Annotated in this window: 17 protein-coding genes; 11 read left to right on the top strand and 6 right to left on the bottom strand. The window is 59.8% G+C overall.

Annotated elements, in window-relative coordinates; all coding sequences use genetic code 11:
• Positions 1-7: 7 nt before the first annotated feature.
• The 4 genes from rpoA (at position 8) to bfr (ending at position 3743) form a co-directional block, all read left to right on the top strand.
• Positions 8-1009, top strand: a complete 1002-nt coding sequence (gene rpoA, locus AB9N64_RS14575; protein ID WP_003176403.1) for a DNA-directed RNA polymerase subunit alpha — start codon at positions 8-10, stop codon at positions 1007-1009.
• A 41-nt stretch (positions 1010-1050) separates the two neighbouring features.
• Complete coding sequence (rplQ, locus tag AB9N64_RS14570; RefSeq protein WP_003176402.1) at positions 1051-1437, top strand: 50S ribosomal protein L17; 387 nt, start codon at positions 1051-1053, stop codon at positions 1435-1437.
• A gap of 237 nt (positions 1438-1674) precedes the next feature.
• Positions 1675-3123, top strand: a complete 1449-nt coding sequence (locus AB9N64_RS14565) for a catalase (protein WP_014720152.1) — start codon at positions 1675-1677, stop codon at positions 3121-3123.
• Positions 3124-3278: 155 nt separating this feature from the next.
• On the top strand, positions 3279-3743 hold the full coding sequence (bfr, locus tag AB9N64_RS14560; RefSeq protein WP_003176400.1) for a bacterioferritin: 465 nt from the start codon (positions 3279-3281) through the stop codon (positions 3741-3743).
• A 67-nt stretch (positions 3744-3810) separates the two neighbouring features.
• On the opposite strand, the gene uvrA is transcribed toward bfr, so the two are convergent.
• A complete protein-coding gene (gene uvrA, locus AB9N64_RS14555) occupies positions 3811-6645 on the bottom strand; it encodes an excinuclease ABC subunit UvrA (RefSeq protein ID WP_014720150.1) in 2835 nt (944 codons plus the stop codon).
• 178 nt (positions 6646-6823) lie between these two features.
• Here uvrA and AB9N64_RS14550 point away from each other — a divergent pair, with 178 nt between their 5' ends.
• From AB9N64_RS14550 to tam, 3 genes are all read left to right on the top strand, one after another.
• Complete coding sequence (locus AB9N64_RS14550; RefSeq protein ID WP_014720149.1) at positions 6824-8218, top strand: MFS transporter; 1395 nt, start codon at positions 6824-6826, stop codon at positions 8216-8218.
• A gap of 9 nt (positions 8219-8227) precedes the next feature.
• Positions 8228-8743, top strand: coding sequence for a single-stranded DNA-binding protein (locus tag AB9N64_RS14545; protein ID WP_003232445.1), 516 nt, complete (start codon positions 8228-8230; stop codon positions 8741-8743).
• A gap of 186 nt (positions 8744-8929) precedes the next feature.
• Positions 8930-9691 carry a trans-aconitate 2-methyltransferase gene (tam, locus tag AB9N64_RS14540; protein ID WP_020302450.1) on the top strand — a complete coding sequence of 254 codons (762 nt, stop codon included), beginning with the start codon at positions 8930-8932 and terminating at the stop codon, positions 9689-9691.
• A 22-nt stretch (positions 9692-9713) separates the two neighbouring features.
• Here the strand turns inward: tam and AB9N64_RS14535 are convergent, their stop codons facing one another.
• Positions 9714-10277, bottom strand: a complete 564-nt coding sequence (locus tag AB9N64_RS14535) for a cysteine hydrolase family protein (RefSeq protein WP_019818884.1) — start codon at positions 10275-10277, stop codon at positions 9714-9716.
• 96 nt (positions 10278-10373) lie between these two features.
• On the opposite strand from AB9N64_RS14535, the gene AB9N64_RS14530 reads away from it, so the two are divergent.
• The 3 genes from AB9N64_RS14530 (at position 10374) to AB9N64_RS14520 (ending at position 13369) form a co-directional block, all read left to right on the top strand.
• The gene (locus tag AB9N64_RS14530) at positions 10374-11345 is read left to right on the top strand and encodes a GlxA family transcriptional regulator (RefSeq protein WP_073452015.1); all 972 of its coding nucleotides are present in this window, start codon (positions 10374-10376) and stop codon (positions 11343-11345) included.
• 169 nt (positions 11346-11514) lie between these two features.
• The gene (locus AB9N64_RS14525; RefSeq protein ID WP_371359492.1) at positions 11515-12624 is read left to right on the top strand and encodes a DUF3182 family protein; all 1110 of its coding nucleotides are present in this window, start codon (positions 11515-11517) and stop codon (positions 12622-12624) included.
• On the top strand, positions 12614-13369 hold the full coding sequence (locus AB9N64_RS14520; RefSeq protein WP_019818878.1) for a S9 family peptidase: 756 nt from the start codon (positions 12614-12616) through the stop codon (positions 13367-13369). The genes AB9N64_RS14525 and AB9N64_RS14520 overlap by 11 nt, the downstream gene beginning before the upstream one ends.
• 114 nt (positions 13370-13483) lie before the next feature.
• Here the strand turns inward: AB9N64_RS14520 and AB9N64_RS14515 are convergent, their stop codons facing one another.
• Genes AB9N64_RS14515 through AB9N64_RS14500 form a run of 4 tightly spaced genes read right to left on the bottom strand, consistent with a single transcriptional unit; the run spans position 13484 to position 17397 of the window.
• Positions 13484-14449: a lysylphosphatidylglycerol synthase domain-containing protein gene (locus AB9N64_RS14515; RefSeq protein WP_014720143.1), complete on the bottom strand. Its 966-nt coding sequence runs from the start codon at positions 14447-14449 to the stop codon at positions 13484-13486.
• Complete coding sequence (gene clsB / locus AB9N64_RS14510; RefSeq protein ID WP_020302445.1) at positions 14439-15701, bottom strand: cardiolipin synthase ClsB; 1263 nt, start codon at positions 15699-15701, stop codon at positions 14439-14441. The genes AB9N64_RS14515 and clsB overlap by 11 nt, the downstream gene beginning before the upstream one ends.
• The gene (locus AB9N64_RS14505; protein WP_014720141.1) at positions 15698-16474 is read right to left on the bottom strand and encodes an endonuclease/exonuclease/phosphatase family protein; all 777 of its coding nucleotides are present in this window, start codon (positions 16472-16474) and stop codon (positions 15698-15700) included. Before AB9N64_RS14505 ends, clsB begins: the two co-directional genes overlap by 4 nt.
• Positions 16471-17397, bottom strand: a complete 927-nt coding sequence (locus AB9N64_RS14500; RefSeq protein WP_019818872.1) for a DUF72 domain-containing protein — start codon at positions 17395-17397, stop codon at positions 16471-16473. The genes AB9N64_RS14505 and AB9N64_RS14500 overlap by 4 nt, the downstream gene beginning before the upstream one ends.
• 188 nt (positions 17398-17585) lie before the next feature.
• Between AB9N64_RS14500 and AB9N64_RS14495 the strand changes: the two genes are divergently transcribed.
• The gene (locus AB9N64_RS14495) at positions 17586-19676 is read left to right on the top strand and encodes a mechanosensitive ion channel family protein (protein WP_166406265.1); all 2091 of its coding nucleotides are present in this window, start codon (positions 17586-17588) and stop codon (positions 19674-19676) included.
• Positions 19677-19683: the final 7 nt, after the last annotated feature.

Below are 19683 nucleotides of genomic sequence, written 5' to 3'. Positions count from 1 at the left end.
TGCATCCATGCAGATTTCGGTAAATGAGTTCCTGACACCCCGCCACATTGATGTGCAGGTTGTCAGTCCAACCCGCGCCAAAATTACTCTCGAGCCTCTCGAGCGTGGTTTTGGCCACACCCTGGGCAACGCGCTGCGCCGCATCCTGTTGTCCTCAATGCCCGGCTGTGCAGTAGTCGAGGCCGAGATTGACGGTGTGCTCCACGAGTACAGCGCCATCGAAGGTGTACAGGAAGACGTAATTGAAATCCTGTTGAACCTTAAAGGTCTGGCTATCAAGCTGCACGGCCGTGACGAAGTTACGCTGACCTTGTCGAAGAAGGGTTCGGGGGTGGTTACCGCTGCCGATATTCAGCTGGATCATGATGTCGAGATCGTTAACCCCGATCACGTAATCGCTAACCTGGCGTCTAACGGCGCCCTGAACATGAAGCTCACTGTAGCTCGTGGTCGTGGTTATGAACCGGCCGACTCGCGTCAGAGCGATGAAGACGAAAGCCGCAGCATCGGTCGCTTGCAGCTTGACTCTTCGTTCAGCCCGGTTCGCCGTATCGCATACGTGGTGGAAAACGCCCGTGTCGAGCAGCGTACTAACCTGGACAAGCTGGTTATTGATCTGGAAACCAACGGTACCCTGGATCCTGAAGAGGCTATCCGCCGCGCTGCAACCATTCTGCAACAGCAGTTGGCTGCGTTCGTCGACCTCAAAGGTGACAGCGAACCAGTGGTAATCGAGCAGGAAGACGAGATCGATCCGATCCTGCTTCGCCCGGTTGACGATCTGGAACTGACTGTACGTTCGGCTAACTGCCTTAAGGCGGAAAACATTTACTACATCGGTGACCTGATCCAGCGCACCGAAGTAGAACTGTTGAAGACTCCGAACCTGGGCAAGAAATCCTTGACTGAAATCAAGGACGTTCTGGCCTCCCGCGGTCTGTCCCTCGGCATGCGCCTCGACAACTGGCCGCCTGCAAGTCTTAAGAAGGACGACAAGGCGACTGCCTGATCGTCGTAATCACCGAACGTGAGTTTGGTAAGGAATGAACCATGCGTCATCGTAAAAGTGGTCGTCACCTGAGCCGTACCAGCTCGCACCGCAAGGCCATGTTCCAAAACATGGCGGTGTCGCTGTTCGAGCACGAGCTGATCAAAACTACACTGCCGAAAGCTAAAGAACTGCGTCGCGTTGCTGAGCCGCTGATCACTTTGGCCAAGACAGACAGCCTGGCTAACCGCCGTCTGGCTTTCGACCGTACTCGTTCGAAAGCTATCGTTGGTAAGCTCTTCAACGACCTGGGCAAGCGTTACGCTACCCGTGAGGGTGGCTACCTGCGCATCCTCAAGTGCGGTTTCCGCGCTGGCGACAACGCGCCTATGGCGTACGTCGAGTTGGTTGATCGTGCTACTGCCGGCGAAGCTGTAAGCGCCGAGTAAGACGACAAGCTGCAACGAAAAACCGGGCCTAGTGCCCGGTTTTTTGTGCGCGTAACAAAAGCGCAACTTATACAAGCTTCCATAGGCCGGGCGCTGCACTATAGCGAACGGAGTGTTGTTAGTTATTCTCTATCGATGCCTGCAATTTAATGAATTTGTAGGCGTGGTGTTGATGATCAATACTCCCTCCAAGCCGATTAGCCGGCAGTTCCAAGTCCGACCTGAGGAAGATTGAGCATGAGCCAGAATAAAGTCCTTACCACCGCCAGCGGTGCTCCCGTTGCGGATAACCAGAACTCCCGTTCCGCGGGCCCTCGTGGTCCGTTGTTACTCGACGATTTCCACCTGATCGAGAAGCTCGCTCACTTCAACCGTGAAAACATCCCTGAGCGTCGCGTGCACGCCAAAGGATCGGGCGCCTACGGTACGTTCACAGTCACCCGTGACATCACCCAATACACCAGCGCCAAGCTGTTCGAATCTGTTGGCAAGCAAACGCCGACATTCCTGCGATTCTCCACTGTAGGCGGTGAGCGCGGTTCTGCTGACACTGAACGTGATCCACGTGGCTTTGCCCTGAAGTTCTATACCGAAGAGGGTAACTGGGACATCGTGGGTAACAACACTCCCGTGTTCTTTATTCGTGATCCGCTGAAATTCCCGGATTTTATCCACACCCAGAAACGCCTGCCGCAGAGCAACCTGAAAAGCGCGCAGATGATGTGGGACTTCTGGTCGCACTCACCAGAGGCGCTGCATCAGGTCACCATTCTGTTTTCGGACCGTGGCATCCCGGACGGCTATCGCCACATGCATGGTTTCGGCAGCCACACTTACAGTCTGATCAATGCCCAGGGTGAGCGTCATTGGGTGAAGTGGCACTACAAGACTAAGCAAGGCATCAAGAACCTGGCGCCCGCCGAGGCCGCCCGCTTGGCGGGAACCGATCCTGATTACGCCCAGCGTGATCTGTTTGGTGCAATCGAGCGCGGTGACTTCCCCAAGTGGCGCGTGTGCATCCAGATCATGACCGAGGCACAGGCGAACGCCCATTACGAGAACCCGTTTGACGTGACCAAGACCTGGTCGCAAAAAGAATTCCCGTTGATTGAAGTGGGTGAGTTGGAGCTCAATCGTAATCCGCAGAACTACTTCGCCGAAGTCGAGCAGGCCGCATTTGGCCCAAGCAACATGGTCCCAGGCGTTGGCCTGTCGCCGGACCGTATGCTGCAAGGTCGGGTTTTTGCCTACGCCGATGCGCACCGCTACCGTGTGGGCACCAACCACCAGCAACTGCCGGTGAACGCACCACGTAGCCCGGTTAACAGCTACCAGCGTGACGGCTCCATGGCTTTCGGTAGTAACGGCGGTGCGGCTCCGAACTACGAGCCAAACAGCTATGCAGACGCACCGAAACAAGCCCCGCAGTATGCAGAGCCAGCATTGACCCTGAGCGGCGCGGCTGATCGCTACGATCATCGCGAAGATACGGACTACTACAGCCACGCCGGTGCGCTGTTCCGTCTGATGAATGATGAGCAGAAAGCCCTGCTCACCAATAACATCGCCGGTGCTATGGGTGGCGTTTCCAGCGATGTGGTCCAGCGTCAACTGCAGCACTTCTATAAGGCCGACCCGGCTTATGGAGAAGCAATCGCAAAGGCACTGGGTGTATCGCTTAACTGACTCTAAACGATAAGCAGAACCGCCCTCATTTGGGCGGTTTTTGCGTTATTTCAGCTACTTTTCTCCGGAAATCTTCACTTTTCTGCCGTTTGTCCCGTGACCTTCAAGTCAGCATGGTTCAAACTACAGTCTTTCAAGCAGGGAGATGTAGGGCGATGCAAGGTCACCCCGACGTAATCGATTACCTCAACACGTTGCTGACGGGCGAACTGGCAGCTCGTGACCAATATTTCATCCATTCGCGTATGTACGAAGACTGGGGCTTTACCGAGCTCTACGAGCGTATCAACCACGAAATGGAAGAAGAGGCACAGCACGCTGATGCCCTGATGCGCCGCATTCTGATGCTCGAAGGCACGCCGCGTATGCGTCCTGATGATCTGGACGTGGGTACCACAGTGCCTGACATGCTCGCTGCCGATCTTCGCCTTGAGTACAAGGTCCGTGCTGCACTCTGTAAGGGCATCGAGCTTTGTGAGCAGCACAACGACTATGTCACCCGGGAAATACTGCGGGTGCAGTTGAATGACACCGAAGAAGATCACACCTACTGGCTGGAAAAGCAGTTGGGCCTGATCAAGCTGATCGGCCTGGAGAATTACCTGCAATCGCAGTTCTGATTCCCGGCTATAAAAAAGCCCCTGTCACCGCAAAGTGGCAGGGGCTTTTTATTGGACGATGAAAAGATCAGGCCCGATCGCGTTCCAGCAATGGTTTCAGGTAGTAACCGGTGTGCGACTGCGGCATTTCGGAAACCTGCTCTGGCGTGCCCACTGCGATGATCTGGCCACCCTTCGAACCACCTTCCGGCCCCAGGTCTACCAACCAGTCGGCCGTCTTGATCACATCAAGGTTGTGCTCAATCACCACCACGGTATTGCCGTGGTCCCGCAAGCGGTGAAGTACGTCCAGCAACTGCTGGATATCCGCGAAGTGCAGGCCAGTGGTCGGCTCATCGAGGATGTACAAGGTTTTGCCGGTATCACGCTTGGACAGCTCGCGAGACAGCTTGACCCGCTGCGCTTCACCACCCGACAGCGTGGTCGCTGATTGCCCCAGCTTGATGTACGACAGGCCTACATCCATCAGCGTCTGCAGCTTGCGCGCCAACGCCGGCACCGCGTCGAAGAACTCGCGAGCTTCCTCGATTGTCATCTCCAGGGTTTCATGGATGCTCTTGCCCTTGTACTTGATCTCCAGGGTCTCGCGGTTGTAGCGCTTGCTCTTGCACACATCGCACGGCACGTAGATGTCGGGCAGGAAGTGCATCTCCACCTTGATCAGGCCGTCGCCCTGGCAGGCTTCGCAGCGCCCACCCTTGACGTTGAACGAGAACCGGCCCGGCCCATAACCTCGTGAGCGCGACTCGGGTACGCCAGCGAACAGCTCGCGGATAGGCGTAAACAGCCCGGTGTAGGTGGCTGGGTTGGAACGCGGTGTGCGTCCAATCGGGCTCTGGTCGATGTCGACGACCTTGTCCAGATGCTCCAGGCCTTTGATGCTGTCGTGGGCCGCAGCTTCCAGAGTGGTCGCGCCGTTCAGGGCGGTGGCACTCAGTGGGAACAAGGTGTTGTTGATCAGCGTCGACTTGCCCGAACCGGAAACACCGGTCACGCAGGTCAGCAGGCCCAGCGGAATCTCCAGGTCGACATTGCGCAGGTTGTTCCCGCGCGCGCCCTTGAGGTGCAGAGCCATCTTTTTGTTGCGCGGCGTACGCTTGGCGGGCACTTCGATCTTCACCCGGCCAGACAGGTACTTGCCGGTCAACGAGTCCGGATGTGCCATCACTTCGGCAGGCGTGCCCTCGGCAACGATATGACCACCATGCACACCCGCGCCCGGGCCGATATCGACCACGTAGTCCGCCAGGCGGATAGCGTCTTCATCATGCTCGACCACGATCACGGTATTGCCGATATCGCGCAGGTGTTTCAGCGTGCCCAGCAGGCGGTCGTTATCCCGTTGGTGCAAGCCAATCGACGGCTCATCGAGGATATACAGCACGCCCACAAGGCCCGCGCCAATCTGGCTGGCCAGGCGGATTCGCTGTGCTTCACCGCCCGACAAGGTATCGGCGCTACGGTCCAGCGACAGGTAATCCAGGCCAACGTTGACCAGGAACTGCAGACGCTCGCGAATTTCCTTGAGGATCTTGTCGGCAATTTCCCCGCGTCGCCCGGTGAGCTTGAGTACGCCAAAGTATTCACACGCATCGCCGATTGGCAGGTTGGTTACTGCTGGCAGGGTCTTTTCGCCTACCCACACGTGACGTGCCTCACGACGCAGGCGGGTGCCACGGCAATCCGGGCAAGGCTGAGTACTGAGGAATTTTGCCAGTTCTTCACGCACGCTTGCCGATTCGGTCTCGCGGTAGCGACGCTCCAGGTTCGGCACGATGCCTTCGAACGGGTGCGAGCGCTTGACGATGTCGCCACGGTCGTTCAGGTACTTGAAGTCGACATTCTGCGAACCGCTGCCATGCAGAATGACCTTCTGCTGGTCTGCCGGCAGCTGGTTGAACGGCACTTCCAGGCTGAACTTGTAGTGCGAGGCCAATGACCCGAGCATCTGGAAATAGTAGACGTTACGCCTGTCCCATCCGCGTATCGCCCCCTCGGCCAGGGTCAGGTCACCATTGACCAGGCGCTTGATATCGAAAAACTGCTTCACACCCAGGCCGTCGCAAGTCGGGCAGGCGCCGGCCGGGTTGTTGAAGGAAAACAGCTTGGGTTCCAGCTCACTGATGGCATGGCCACAGATGGGGCACGCAAAGCGCGCGGAGAAGATGATCTCTTCGCCCGGCTCGTCATCCATCGGCGCTACGAGGGCAATGCCATCGGCCAGCTTCAGCGCGGTTTCGAACGATTCCGCCAAACGCTGCTGCAAGTCGGCGCGCACCTTGAATCGGTCGACCACCACATCAATGGAGTGCTTTTTCTGCTTGTCCAGCTTCGGCGCTTCGTCCAGCTCATAGAGCTTGCCGTTGATGCGCGCCCGCACGAAGCCCTGGGCACGCAGTTCTTCGAAGACCGACAGGTGTTCACCCTTGCGCTCGCGAATGACGGGCGCCAGCAGCATCAGCTTGGCGCCCTCTGGCTGGGCCAGTACCAGGTCGACCATCTGGCTGACGGTTTGGGCTTCCAGGGGAATATCGTGGTCCGGGCAGCGCGGAATGCCCACGCGCGCATACAGCAGGCGCAGATAGTCGTAGATTTCGGTAATGGTACCCACGGTGGAGCGCGGGTTGTGGGACGTGGATTTCTGCTCGATGGAAATAGCCGGCGACAGGCCTTCAATGGTGTCGACATCGGGCTTTTCCATCATCGACAGGAACTGCCGGGCGTAGGCCGACAGGGATTCCACATAGCGACGCTGACCTTCGGCATACAGCGTGTCGAACGCCAGGGACGATTTGCCGGAGCCGGACAAGCCGGTGATGACGATCAGTTTGTCCCGGGGCAGGGTCAGGTCGATGTTCTTCAGGTTGTGGGTTCTAGCCCCACGAATCAGGATCTTGTCCAAGATGGCCTCGCACGGCGGGCGTAAATGATGCCGGAGTATACGGCTAAAGACTGGATGAATATACACTGTCAAAACGCCGCTTGCAGCCTTACATGAAAGCTGCGCGGCAAAGCGCCGCATATACCCTCTCAATCGATGGGACTGGTAGAATCGCCGCCGGTTCACACGAGGTTTTTCCATGCACGATCCCCACAGCGAACGCATGAGTAGCGGCGAGACCCGAGCGGCAAGCGGTCTGGCCCTGGTGTTCGCTTTCCGTATGCTGGGCATGTTTATGGTGTTGCCGGTGCTGGCCACCTATGGGATGGATCTCGCAGGGGCGACCCCCGCCTTGATCGGCCTGGCGATTGGCGCCTATGGCCTGACCCAGGCAATTTTCCAGATTCCGTTCGGGATTATTTCCGACCGCATTGGCCGTCGCCCGGTGATCTATCTCGGGCTGATCGTATTCGCCCTTGGCAGTGTGCTAGCGGCCCAGTCCGATTCGATCTGGGGCGTGATCGCCGGGCGCATCCTGCAGGGCGCAGGGGCAATTTCCGCCGCCGTGATGGCGTTGCTGTCGGACCTGACCCGCGAACAACACCGCACCAAGGCCATGGCGATGATCGGCATGACCATCGGCCTGTCGTTTGCCGTGGCCATGGTGGTCGGCCCCTTGCTCACGCGCGCGTTCGGCTTGCATGGGCTGTTCCTGGCCACGGGCGGCATGGCGTTGTTCGGCATCCTGATCGTGGCTTTTATGGTGCCGCGCTCCACCGGCACCCTGCAGCATCGTGAATCGGGCGTCGCACGCAAGGCGTTGCTGCCGACGCTCAAGCACCCGGACCTGCTGCGCCTGGATTTAGGTATCTTCGTATTACACGCCATGCTGATGTGCAGCTTCGTCGCCTTGCCCCTGGCCCTGGTGGAAAAAGCCGGTCTGCCCAAGGAACAGCACTGGTGGGTCTACCTCACTGCGCTGTTGATTTCGTTCTTCGCCATGATCCCGTTCATCATCTATGGCGAGAAGAAACGCAAAATGAAACGAGTTTTACTCGGCGCCGTCGCGACATTGATGCTCACTGAACTATTCTTCTGGCAGTTCGGCGACAGCCTGCGAGCATTGGTGATCGGTACGGTGGTGTTTTTCACCGCCTTCAACCTGCTCGAAGCGTCGTTGCCGTCACTGATCAGTAAAGTTTCACCGGCAGGCGGCAAGGGCACGGCCATGGGGGTATATTCCACCAGCCAGTTCCTGGGTTCCGCGTTGGGCGGCATCATGGGCGGCTGGATGTTCCAGCATGGCGGTTTGTCGGTTGTGTTCCTCGGATGCGCCGGGCTGGCTGCACTTTGGCTGGTCTTTGCTGTTACCATGCGCGAACCTCCCTACGTCACCAGTCTGCGTTTGCCGCTATCGCCCGAGGCGATCCGCGAAGCCGGCCTGGTAGAGCGCCTGAAGGCTGTCGTAGGGGTAACGGATGCAGTCGTGGTCGCTGAAGAGGCGGCCATTTACATCAAATTGGACACCGAATTATTGGATCGCGCGACGCTCGAGCAACTGGTCAACCCAGTGCCGACAGCGCGCCCAGCCTAGGAGAACGTTATGGCCCGTGGGGTTAACAAAGTCATATTGGTCGGTACTTGCGGCCAGGATCCCGAAGTTCGCTACTTGCCTAACGGTAACGCCGTGACCAACCTGAGCCTGGCGACCAGCGAACAGTGGACCGACAAGCAGACCGGCCAGAAGGTCGAGAAGACCGAATGGCACCGCGTGTCGATGTTCGGCAAGGTCGCAGAGATCGCCGGTGAATACCTGCGCAAAGGTTCGCAGGTCTACATCGAAGGCAAACTGCAAACCCGTGAGTGGGAAAAAGACGGCATCAAGCGTTACACCACCGAAATCGTGGTCGACATGCAAGGCACCATGCAACTGCTGGGTGGCCGTCCACAGGGCGACCAACAGGGCCAGGGCGGCATGTCCAACTCGGCACCGCGCCCACAGCAGTCGCGTCCGCAGCCAAGCCAGCAGCCACAGCGTGAGTCGCGCCCAGCACCACAGCAGGCTGCTCCGCAACCGGCTCCGGATTTCGACAGCTTTGATGACGATATCCCGTTCTAAGGTCCAAGACCGACCCTGAACAAACAAAACCCCCGATAGCGAAAGCATCGGGGTTTTTTTATGGGCGATGAACAGGCGTCGGTGCACGCGCTGCCTTTTTGCAGGCAGCACACCAACCCCAGCATTTGTTCTCATGGCTCACAAGATTTAGGCTGTCGCCACCTCTAAGAAAGAAGGAAAGCTGTGATGACCTGGTCCGCCAAGCAGTACACGATGTTCGAACAGCAGCGCACTCGCCCTGTCCGTGACCTGATTGCGGCAATTCCCAACACCGACGTGGGCACCGCAGTCGACCTGGGGTGCGGGCCGGGAAACTCCACCGAAGTGCTGGCCGAGCGTTTCCCCCAAGCGCACGTCACTGGCATGGACAGCTCCGATGACATGTTGGTAGACGCCCGCAAGCGCCTGCCCAGGTTGAACTTCGAGCTGGCAGATATCGGCGCCTGGCATCCTGCGCAACGCTTGGATGTGATTCTGGCCAATGCCTCGCTGCAATGGCTGCCCGACCACGCCACGCTCTACCCGCACTTGGTCCACCAACTGAACCCAGGCGGTACGCTGGCGGTGCAAACCCCGGACAACCTTGACGAGCCCGCCCATCGCCTGGCCCGTGAAGTTGCGGCCGATGGCCCGTGGTCGGCGAAGATAGGGGCGGTCAAACACAATGAGCGGCACACCGCCAGTTACTACTACGAACTGTTGAGCAAGTATTGCAGTACCGTGGATGTATGGCGCACCACCTATCACCACCCGTTGGCGGACCACACGGCGGTGGTGGAGTGGTTCAAGGCTTCGGCATTGCGGCCTTTTCTCGCACCGTTGACCGACGATGAAAAAGCCGCCTTCCTGCAGCAATACCAGGCGCGAATTACCCAGGCTTATCCAGCCCTGGCCGATGGCACGGTGTTGTTGCCCTTTCCGCGCCTGTTCATCATCGCCACACGCTAAAGCGATCAGCCCCGGGTGGCGGTCACGCAGCCGCTGCTTGGGCCTGCAGATATTCCTCTGCCGACACTACACCTGCATAGCCAAATGCCAGGGAGGCCATGTACGCCCCGTGCACCTGCGCCGCCGGAATCACCTGCCCGTTGAATTCCTGGTCGCGGGTCGCGCAGGCATCATGGATCACCGTAACCTTGTAGCCCAGGTCCGCCGCCGCCCGTACCACGGCGTCAATGCACATATGGCTCATGCTGCCTACCACCACCACGTCGGTGATGCTGCGCTGTTCCAGCAGTTCGCGCAGGTTGGTTTGGCGAAACGCATTCACGAAGTGTTTGAGCACCACCGGTTCCTCGCCCTCGTTGAGCACCTTGGCATGCAAGTGCGCGCCTTCGGAGCCCGGAGTGAAGAACGGTGCGTCGTCGCCAGCGAACTCATGCCGTACATGAATCACCGCATCGCCTGCTTGTCGAAACGCCTGTAGCACCTGCGCTGCCTTGTCCGCTGCGGCTTCCACGCCGTCGAGCGGCCACTTGCCCTGGGGGAAGTAGTCGTTCTGGATATCGATTAGGATGAGCGCCTGCTTGGCCATGTGTGTTGCCTCGTGATGGGTTGATGGGCCTAGTATCTTAGCTGGCGATCACGCCGAGAATTGGCCGCACCGACAATAACAGGGGGAAAACTGACAATGGCCGCGCAACGCAGCACTGTCGAGCTGGGTGTGTTGATCTACCAAGGTGCGCAACTCGCCGCAGTCCACGGGCTGACTGACCTGTTCGGGGTCGCTAACCGCATCGCCGCCGAGCATGACTCTGCGCAACTGCCGCTGCTGCGGGTCAGCCACTGGCAGGTAGATGCCCACGGCACGCCCGCGCGCACGTTCGACAGCCACCCAGGCCCCGACCAACCGATGATGGCCGTGTTGGTGCCGCCCTCGATTGCAGAGTTCACCGAAGACCAGGCGCCGCCTGCGCTGCTGGAATGGCTGCGCCTGCAACATGCGGGCGGCACCGTGCTTGGCGGCGTGTGCATCGGCTCGATCATGCTGGCGCGCAGCGGCCTGTTGGATGGCCGCAGCGCCACCACCCACTGGTCCTCCGCGAAGTCTTTTGCGGCCAGTTACCCGGCGGTGCGCCTGGAAGCGGATAAACCCATTGTCGATGACGGCGACCTGATCACTTCCGCGGGGCTGATGGCCTGGTCCGAACTGGGCCTGCGCCTGGTCGACCGGCTGATGGGCCCGAGCGTGGCGGCCGATACGGCGCGTTTTCTGGTGATCGAACACAGCGCCAGCGCCAGCCAATGTGGGAGTAACTTTGCGCCGCTTCTCAGGCACGGTGATGGTGCGGTCCTCAAGGTCCAGCATTGGCTGCAAGCCAGTGGCGCGGTGGACGTGTCCGTGGCAGCGATGGCGCAGGAGGCGAACCTGGAAGAGCGCACCTTTCTGCGGCGCTTTCGCAACGCCACCGGATTGAAACCCACCGAGTACTGCCAACACCTGCGGGTCGGCAAGGCGCGGCAGATGCTGGAGTTCACCAACGGCACCATCGATCACATTGCCTGGACCGTGGGCTATCAAGACCCCGGTGCCTTTCGTACCATTTTCAAGAAAATCACCGGCCTGTCCCCCAGCGATTACCGCAACCGCTTTGGGGTTTGAATCGTGCAGAACGCCGCAGGGTTCGCCCCGGGTCGTGCAGAATAAAACAGGCTAACGGCCATCACTTTTTGCGCAACTGATTGATTTAACAGCTCTCCCCTCAACCCCCGCGTTGGCCTGATCCATGCAACCTCACTGCTACACAAAGGTTGATGGAAAAGGGGACCGCATGACCCCCATAAGTCGCAAGAAGTTGGTGGTCGCCCACTCCATGCGAGAGGGGGCGCCCCTGCATGAAATCGAAACCAACCGCGCCCTCGCACGCTGGCTGGCGCAGATCTTGGGGCTCAAGTTCGGTGGCAGTTACGACCCGGCCTTGCATGCGGGCCGGGAATTGTATCTGCTGCCCACGCAAACCCTGGTCGGGCCAGCCCAAGCGCGCCAGCTCAATATCAAGGGGCCTGGCGATCTGTGGGGCGGCTATGTCGATCACGCTTTTATCTGCACCAAGGCCATCACGCATGGCCTGCTGAGTCCCGAGGCCAAGGCGCCCGAAGGCTGGTCGCCGACATTGTGCGAGCGCGTGCGTGACGTAGTGTTGGACGGCGTGAGTGTGTTCGCCCTTGAGGACGCGCGGCCTGCCGCGACCCGCTTGCTCTACAGTGGCCCGATTCGTCTGAAACCCGTGAACGCCTGTGCAGGGCGCGGGCAGGAAGTTATCCACAGCCTGGATGAGTTCGACGCGATAGTGGCGCGCCCGGAAGCGGCCCGAATGTTCAATGAAGGCGTGGTGCTGGAACAAGACCTGCACGCGGTGGTCACCCACAGCGTGGGCCAGAGTTTTATTGGCGATCACCTCATTAGCTACTGCGGCGAGCAGCACCTGACCCAAGACGGGCAGGGGGAAGAGGTCTACGGCGGTTCCGATCTGCTGGTCGTCCCCGGTGATTATGCTGCCCTGCTCAAACTGGATCTGCGTGAAGACGTGCGTGAGGCCATCGAACAGGCGCTGGTTTTCGACCGTGCTGCGGACGAAGCCTACCCAAGCTTCTTCGCCTCGCGCCGCAACTACGACATCGCCCAAGGCCTGGACAGCACAGGCCAGCGCCGTAGTGGCGTGCTCGAACAATCGTGGCGCATGGGCGGAGCCAGCAGCGCGGAGGTCGCGGCGTTGCAGAGTTTTATCAACCATCCGGGCCTTAAAGCCATCCGTGTGTCCTCGGTAGAAACCTATGTAGACCAGGCGCTGCCGGCGGATGCCATCGAGGTATACCGAGGCCCGGCCGAAAACAGCGACTTTCTACTCAAGTATGTGACGGTCAAGACTTATGACGGCTAGAAGCGAGAGCATCACCATCGATATAGACGACGAACAGATGAGCGGGACATTCCTCAGTCCCAAGTCCAAAGTGCCCGGCGTGTTGTTCGTGCACGGCTGGGGTGGCAGCCAGGAGCGCGACCTGGAGCGGGCCAAAGGTATCGCAGGCCTTGGGTGTGTGTGCCTGACCTTCGACCTGCGTGGCCATGCTGGCACCGGCATCCCTTTGTCGCGCGTCACCCGCGAAGACAACCTGCGCGACCTGCTGGCCGCCTACGACCGCCTGCTGTCCCACCCGGCTATCGACACCTCGGCGGTGGCAGTGGTGGGCACCAGTTATGGCGGCTACCTTGCAGCGATCCTCACCTCATTGCGCCCGGTACGTTGGCTGGCGCTGCGAGTGCCGGCGCTGTACCGCGATCAGGAATGGCTCAAGCCCAAGCGCGACTTGGATAAAGCCGACCTGATGGATTACCGCGGCACCCTCGTGCACGCCGAAACCAACCGTGCCCTGCATGCCTGCGCGCAATTTACCGGCGATGTGCTGATTGTCGAATCGGAAACCGACGACCATGTGCCTCACGCCACCATCATGAGTTACCGCGCGGCGTGCCAGCAAACCCACTCCCTGACCCACCGCATCATCGACGGCGCCGACCATTCCTTGAGCGACCCGGTGTCGCAACAGGCCTACACCTCGATCCTGGTGGACTGGATTACCGAGATGGTGGTGGGGGAGCGGTTGAGCATCATTCAGGCTCGATAGTCGTTGCCCTTGTGATCGCTTTCGCGGGCAAGCCCGGCTCCCCACCTGGGAATGCATTCCCCTGTGGGAGCCGGGCTTGCCCGCGAAAGCGATTCCACAGTCACCACCGTCTCATCAGGCAGTTTTCTTAACCCGCAACGCCTTGGCCTTGGCCTCCACCCCCAAATACATCACCAGTGCAATCAACAACGGGCAGATAAAATAAATCGCCCGGTACGCGATCAGCCCGGCCAGCAAACTCCCCCGCGACGCCTCATGCTGCAACAGCGCAATGAACACCGCCTCCAAAACCCCCAAGCCGGCGGGAATATGGGTGACCACCCCGGCAATTGCGCTGATCAACAGCACCCCCAGCACCAGGGGGTAATCCAGTTTGGCGGGCAACAAGGCAAATATCACCGCCGCCATCAACGACCAGTTCAACGCACCCAGGGCCAGTTGCAAACAGGCCATACGCAGCGACGGCAAGTTGATCTCGATACCGCGGATCGACCACGCGCGCTTTTTCGAAAACCGGCACGCCGCCAGGTAGCCCAGGCTCGCGAGCACCAACAACCCCCCGACCCCTTGCAAGGCGCCGCTGCTGAGCTTCCAGCCCGGCGGCAGGGTCACCAACCCGCTGCTGAACACCACCCCGGCCAACGCCATATAGCCGAACCAATTGGTGGCTAGGCTCAGGCCGAGGATCTTGGCGATATTGCTGGTGCTCACGCCCAGGCGTGAATACAGCCGATACCGCATGGCGATGCCGCCGACCCAGGCACTGAGGTTGAGGTTGAACGCGTAGCTGATGAAACCCACCGGCAATATCTGCTTCCAACGCAACGGCTGGCGAATGTAGGTGCGGCCGATCAAGTCGAAGCAGGCATAGACGATAAAACTGCACAGCGTCAGCGCGCCGGCGATGAACAATGTGCGCAGCTTGAACTCGCTCAGGGTCTGGAACACTTCGCTCCAGTCGATGCGCCGGGCCAGCAGGGTAAACAACACGATCAGCAGCACGAAGAACGCGATCGTCAGCGGCTTCTTCCAGCGCTTGAACCCAGAGGCTTGCGCTTGGGGGCGGGCTTCAGACGTCATGGGGCGTGGCCTCAAAAGGTTTCAAGCGCGGTTTGTGGGCCGGTAACCAACTGGCCAGTACCGGGAAATGGCGCATCACATGAAACACCAGGAAACCCACGGTCAAGCGCCAGAGCCACAGGCGCGGCTTGCGCTTTTCCGGCATGGTCTGGCAATGATTTCGGGCCAGGGCTTCCAGGCGTTCGTAGAGCTGCTGATTGAAAGCCCGGTCGCGAATCAGCACATTGGCTTCCAGGTTTAATGCCAGGCTCAGTGGGTCCAGGTTGCTCGAACCGACGGTGCTCCATTCGTCATCCACCAGCGCCACCTTGCCGTGCAGCGGGCGTTGGCAGTATTCGTGAATCACCACGCCATCCTTGAGCAAGTAGTCATAGAGCATGCGCGCGGCCAGTTTCGCCAACAGCACGTCGGGCTGGCCCTGCATGATCAACTGCACCTGCACGCCACGGCGCGCCGCGTTGCGGATCTCGCGAAGCAGGCGATAGCCGGGGAAGAAATACGCGTTGGCGATCACCACGCGCCGCCGAGCCTGGCTCAAGGCGTGGATATACGCCTCCTCGATATCGTCACGATGCTGAATGTTATCGCGATAAATCAGGCGCACCAGGCCGTCGCCTGGCTCGTTCGTCCAGGGCGAAGGCCGTTGCTGGCGCCGTCGCCAACCGCGACGGCTGCGCACCTGGCGGCCACTTTGGGCGAGGGCGAAATGGTGCAGGTCGGCCACGGCCGGGCCGATCACCTGTACTGAGTAATCCTGCTTGGCTTCGGGGCCGAAATCCGCCAAGTGGTCAGCAGAAAAATTGATCCCGCCGATAAACGCCACGCGGGCATCCACCACGACAATCTTGCGGTGCAGGCGGCGAAACCAGTTAGTGCGTATGCCGAAGGTCTTGGGCGCCGGGTCGAACATCTGCACCATCACCCCGGCTTCGGCCAACTCCCGCAGGAAGCCCGGGCTCAGCTCGCCGCAACCAAAACCGTCGAGGCTGACCACCACCTTTACCCCACGCTTGGCCGCCTCGATGAGGATGCTGTGCAGCTCAAAGCCGACCTTGTCTTCAAAGAGGATGAAGGTCTCCAGCAGGATCTCGCGCTCTGCCGCCCGCAAAGCCTCGAACACAGCGGGAAAGTACGCCTCGCCGTTCTCCAGCAACGCCACCTGGTTGCCGCTCTGCCAGCCGTAATCCAGATCCCGCGCTTTGCTGTCATCTGGCGGTTGGTCTGTGGCGATATGGTCTACCGCAACGTTCATAGCTCAACCTCCACCGACAGCGGCACATGGTCTGAGAGATGGGACCAAGGGCGAGTGGTGAGTACGCGCGGGTTGTGCACCGTCAAATTGCGCACATAAATGCGGTCCAGCGGCAGTAGTGGCAGGCGTGCCGGGAAGGTGCGCGCCGGTTTGCCAAGGGTGTGCATGAACACTTCCTGCAAACCGCTTTCGCTCAGGTCGGCTTTTTGCCGCCAGTCGTTGAAATCGCCAGCGACCACCAACGGCGCATCGGCCGGAATCTCGCTGATACGTTGTTCCAGCAACCGCAATTGTTGTTGGCGATGCACCTCGCGCAAGCCCAGGTGGATGCAGATCGCGTGCACCTGCTGGCCGCTGCCCGGCAGGCGCAACACGCAATGCAGCAGGCCGCGGTTTTCATGGCCGCTTTGCGAAATGTCGAGGTTGTCGTAGCGGATGATCTGGAATTTCGACAGCAGTGCATTGCCATGGTCGCCATGGGGGTACACCGCATTGCGCCCATAGGCAAACTGCGGCCAGATGCTGTCGGCCAGGAACTCATACTGCGGCATTTTTGGCCAGTCGCTGTAGCGCTGGGGATGGCGTTCGTGAGTGCCATGGATCTCCTGCAAGAACACCATGTCGGCGCCCACGCTGCGCACCGCTTCACGCAGTTCGGGCAAAATGAAGCGGCGATTCAGTGCGGTGAAACCCTTGTGGATATTGACCGTCAGCACCGTGAAACGGGTGATGGCGGTGGTCGGCGGGGTGGGGATCAGCTCTGGATGCGTCATGGCAATACTCCTGGTTCCGGCAGTCGGCCAGGCTCGGTGAGCAGGTGTTCGTCCAGTCCGAAGCGTTGCAGCAATTGGCGTGCATCGAAGGGGGCGCGAACTTTGATGTCGTTGTCGAAAAAACAGAACACATCGCGCTGTTTACGCCTGCGGGGTGTGTGGTGCGGGTCGACCAGGTGTGCATCGGCAGGCTGCTTGCCCTGGGCCCAGCGTTCGATGCGGTCACCCCAGCGCTGGAGCGCTTCGGCGCTATAACCACTGGCGTATAACTGCTTGTCGCCGTGCAAGCGCAGGTACATGAAGTTGGCGGTCACGTCTTCCATGTACGGCCACTTGCCTGCGGTGTCCGCGACCACCAGGGCCACTCCGTGTTTATCCAGCATCTGGATGAACTCCGGTACGGCAAAACTCATGTTGCGAATCTCCACGGCATGGCGCAAAGGTTTCTTGGCATAGGCCTTCATGCTCGCCTTGCCGTTCAGGCGTGGCTCATGCTGGCGGGCGAGGGCCGCCGCCTGTTGGGTATCGGTGGGTAATTGGGCCAGGAAGGTTTCGAACAGCGTGGCGTCAAATTTGAAGCTGGGCGGAAACTGCCAGAGGATGGGGCCGAGTTTTTCTTTGAGTTCCAGCACCCCGGAAGCGAAGAAGTTCGCCATCGGCTTGTGCACGTCCCGCAGGCGCAGGATATGCGTGATGAAACGGGGCGCCTTGACACTGAACAGGAAACCTTCGGGCGTATCGGCATACCACTCGGCATAGCGCTTGGGGGTTTGCAGCGCGTAGAACGAACCGTTGATTTCGATGCTGTTGACGGCGCGTGACGCAAACTGCAACTCGCGTTTCTGGGTCAGCCCTTCGGGGTAAAAGTCCCCGCGCCAGGGCGTGTAGCGCCAGCCGGAAATGCCGATGTGAATCGCCGCCATGTTTACTCCCGTGGATGGTGGGTGAGGTGACCTCCGTTATGGGATGACTGCGCTATTTGGCTGAAAGTTTCCACATTCCTACAGGCGGTACAGGGGGTGAAATGTGGGAGGGGCATTGCAAACGCAGGGAACGATAAGGGCCCAAGCTCGTCAGTTCCTTACAGACCCTGCTGAAGGAGCTTGCTGTTTTGCTGAATCCAAAGACTGCATTACTGCTCGTCGCGCTGCTGCTCTGCGGCAATGGCGCCCTGCAAGCCGCGGCAACGGCGCCCGCTGCCGAAACGCCGGCCAAGCCGGAACTGCTGGTAGAAGGCGGGCTGCTCGGGGCCATCAGTTCCAGCATCGACGACGTGCAGAACAAGCTCGACCTCGACCAGAACCTCATCGACGCCTGGCGCCTGCGTGCTGATCGCGCCGCGGACGAAGTAGGGCGCCTGGTAGACCAGACAGCCGCACGCTCGCCGTGGAGCGTGGCGGGCGATTTCCTGCTGTTGTCTGGGGTGTGGGTCGGTGCCTTTGCGGTCTTGACGATACTTGGGCGCCTGGTTGTGCAACGCTCGAGCCGCCGCCCATTCCTCGCGCGGCGCCAACGGCTGCAAGGCTTGCTGGGCTATGTAGTTCCCTACACGATTCCAGCGCTGATCTGCCTGCCGCTGACCCTTTATGTCAGTCACTTTTTACCCACGTCTGTCGGCCGAGCCCTGGCACTGTGTTTTGCCTACGCCACCAGTAGTGGCATCTTTTCCACCTCGCTGTTGCTGTGCGTCATTGTCATGTTCAACGTCGGCCACAAGCGACCTGCCGTGCAGATCATTCGTGACTATTGCCCCAAGCCGCTGTTCCTGATCGGCTTTCTCGCGGCCCTCAGCGATGCGCTGACCAGCCCGCAAATCGCTCGTCAGTTGGGCGGCAATATCACCAGCAGCATCGCCGTGTTTACCGGCCTGTTTGCCGCGGTCATCTTTGGCGTGCTGGTGGTACGCCTGCGGCGGCCGGTGGCCCATTTGATCCGCAATCGGCCACTGGCCCAGCGCCTCAAACATCCAGCATTGCAACAGTCGCTGCGGGTGTTTTCCGGGCTCTGGTACTGGCCGATTCTGTTGATGGTGCTGGTGTCGGCGGTCAACCTGATTGGCGCCGGTGACGACAACCAAGAGGCCCTGCGCTGCGCGTTGCTCACCACCTTGTTACTGATCGGCACGGTGTTTCTCAGCACCGTGCTGCAACACCTGTTCAAGTCCCGCAGCCAGGTATCGATCCAGCGCAGCAGTGCCTACAAGGAACGCTTCCTGAGTTTGCTGCACGCAATTTTGCGTATCGTCATGGCCATCGCGTTTATCGAGATACTCGGGCGTATCTGGGGCGTTTCGCTGTTCGAATTCGCCCAGCGCAACTCGGTGGGCCGGGCCATCAGTGATTCCCTCAGCAGTATCGGCCTGATCCTGTTGGTGACCTGGCTGTTCTGGGTGGTGCTCGACACTGCGATTCAGGAAGCCCTCAAACCACCGGTGAATAAACGCTCCAGTCGCCAGCCCAGCACCCGGGTCAAAACCATCCTGCCGCTGCTGCGCAATGCAGTGAAGATCATCCTGGTGGTGATCTGCGCGATTACCACCATGGCCAACCTGGGCATCAATGTCGCGCCTTTGCTGGCGGGCGCCGGGGTGGTGGGACTGGCGATCGGTTTCGGTTCCCAGCAATTGGTGCAGGACGTGATTACTGGCCTGTTCATCATTATCGAAGACACCCTGTCCATCGGCGATTGGGTGGTGCTCGACTCTGGTCACGCCGGCACCGTGGAGGGCCTGACCATCCGCACCCTGCGCCTGCGTGACGGCAAGGGGTTTGTACATTCGGTGCCGTTCGGGCAGATCAAGGCGGTCACCAACCAGTCGCGTCAATTCGCCTACGCGTTCTTCTCGGTGCAGTTCACCTACGACACCGACGTAGACAAGGCCGTGGAGCTGATCCGCGAGGCCGGCCAGTCGATCCGCGACGATGTGTTCCTCAAGTACAACCTGCAAGGGCCGTTGGAGGTGTTCGGGGTGGACAAGATGGACCTCAATGGCGTGGTGCTCACCGCACAGTTCCGTACGGTGTCGGGTGGGCAATATGCGGTCAGCCGGGCGTTTAATCAACGGTTGAAAAAGCTTGTGGATAACTGTGATGAGGTGCATTTTGCGCAGACTTATCCACAGCAGGTGTTGTTGCCTAAGCGTGTGGCGCAGGAGCATGAGCAGGACGCGGTGGTGTTGACGGAGCAGCCCAGGTCTCAATGATGAGGCC

The organism is Pseudomonas sp. KT_2_4 (assembly GCF_041410225.1).
Taxonomy (GTDB): Bacteria; Pseudomonadota; Gammaproteobacteria; order Pseudomonadales; family Pseudomonadaceae; genus Aquipseudomonas; species Aquipseudomonas paracarnis.
This window is presented reverse-complemented; position numbering and strand designations above follow the sequence as displayed.

Excerpts from the sequence above, each read along its gene's own strand:
- rpoA (WP_003176403.1), top strand. The coding sequence starts at position 8 with ATGCAGATTTCGGTAAATGAGTTCCTGACACCCCGCCACATTGATGTG.
- rplQ (WP_003176402.1), top strand. The coding sequence starts at position 1,051 with ATGCGTCATCGTAAAAGTGGTCGTCACCTGAGCCGTACCAGCTCGCAC.
- AB9N64_RS14565 (WP_014720152.1), top strand. The coding sequence starts at position 1,675 with ATGAGCCAGAATAAAGTCCTTACCACCGCCAGCGGTGCTCCCGTTGCG.
- bfr (WP_003176400.1), top strand. The coding sequence starts at position 3,279 with ATGCAAGGTCACCCCGACGTAATCGATTACCTCAACACGTTGCTGACG.
- AB9N64_RS14550 (WP_014720149.1), top strand. The coding sequence starts at position 6,824 with ATGCACGATCCCCACAGCGAACGCATGAGTAGCGGCGAGACCCGAGCG.
- AB9N64_RS14545 (WP_003232445.1), top strand. The coding sequence starts at position 8,228 with ATGGCCCGTGGGGTTAACAAAGTCATATTGGTCGGTACTTGCGGCCAG.
- tam (WP_020302450.1), top strand. The coding sequence starts at position 8,930 with ATGACCTGGTCCGCCAAGCAGTACACGATGTTCGAACAGCAGCGCACT.
- AB9N64_RS14535 (WP_019818884.1), bottom strand. The coding sequence starts at position 10,277 with ATGGCCAAGCAGGCGCTCATCCTAATCGATATCCAGAACGACTACTTC.
- AB9N64_RS14530 (WP_073452015.1), top strand. The coding sequence starts at position 10,374 with ATGGCCGCGCAACGCAGCACTGTCGAGCTGGGTGTGTTGATCTACCAA.
- AB9N64_RS14525 (WP_371359492.1), top strand. The coding sequence starts at position 11,515 with ATGACCCCCATAAGTCGCAAGAAGTTGGTGGTCGCCCACTCCATGCGA.
- AB9N64_RS14520 (WP_019818878.1), top strand. The coding sequence starts at position 12,614 with ATGACGGCTAGAAGCGAGAGCATCACCATCGATATAGACGACGAACAG.
- AB9N64_RS14515 (WP_014720143.1), bottom strand. The coding sequence starts at position 14,449 with ATGACGTCTGAAGCCCGCCCCCAAGCGCAAGCCTCTGGGTTCAAGCGC.
- clsB (WP_020302445.1), bottom strand. The coding sequence starts at position 15,701 with ATGAACGTTGCGGTAGACCATATCGCCACAGACCAACCGCCAGATGAC.
- AB9N64_RS14505 (WP_014720141.1), bottom strand. The coding sequence starts at position 16,474 with ATGACGCATCCAGAGCTGATCCCCACCCCGCCGACCACCGCCATCACC.
- AB9N64_RS14500 (WP_019818872.1), bottom strand. The coding sequence starts at position 17,397 with ATGGCGGCGATTCACATCGGCATTTCCGGCTGGCGCTACACGCCCTGG.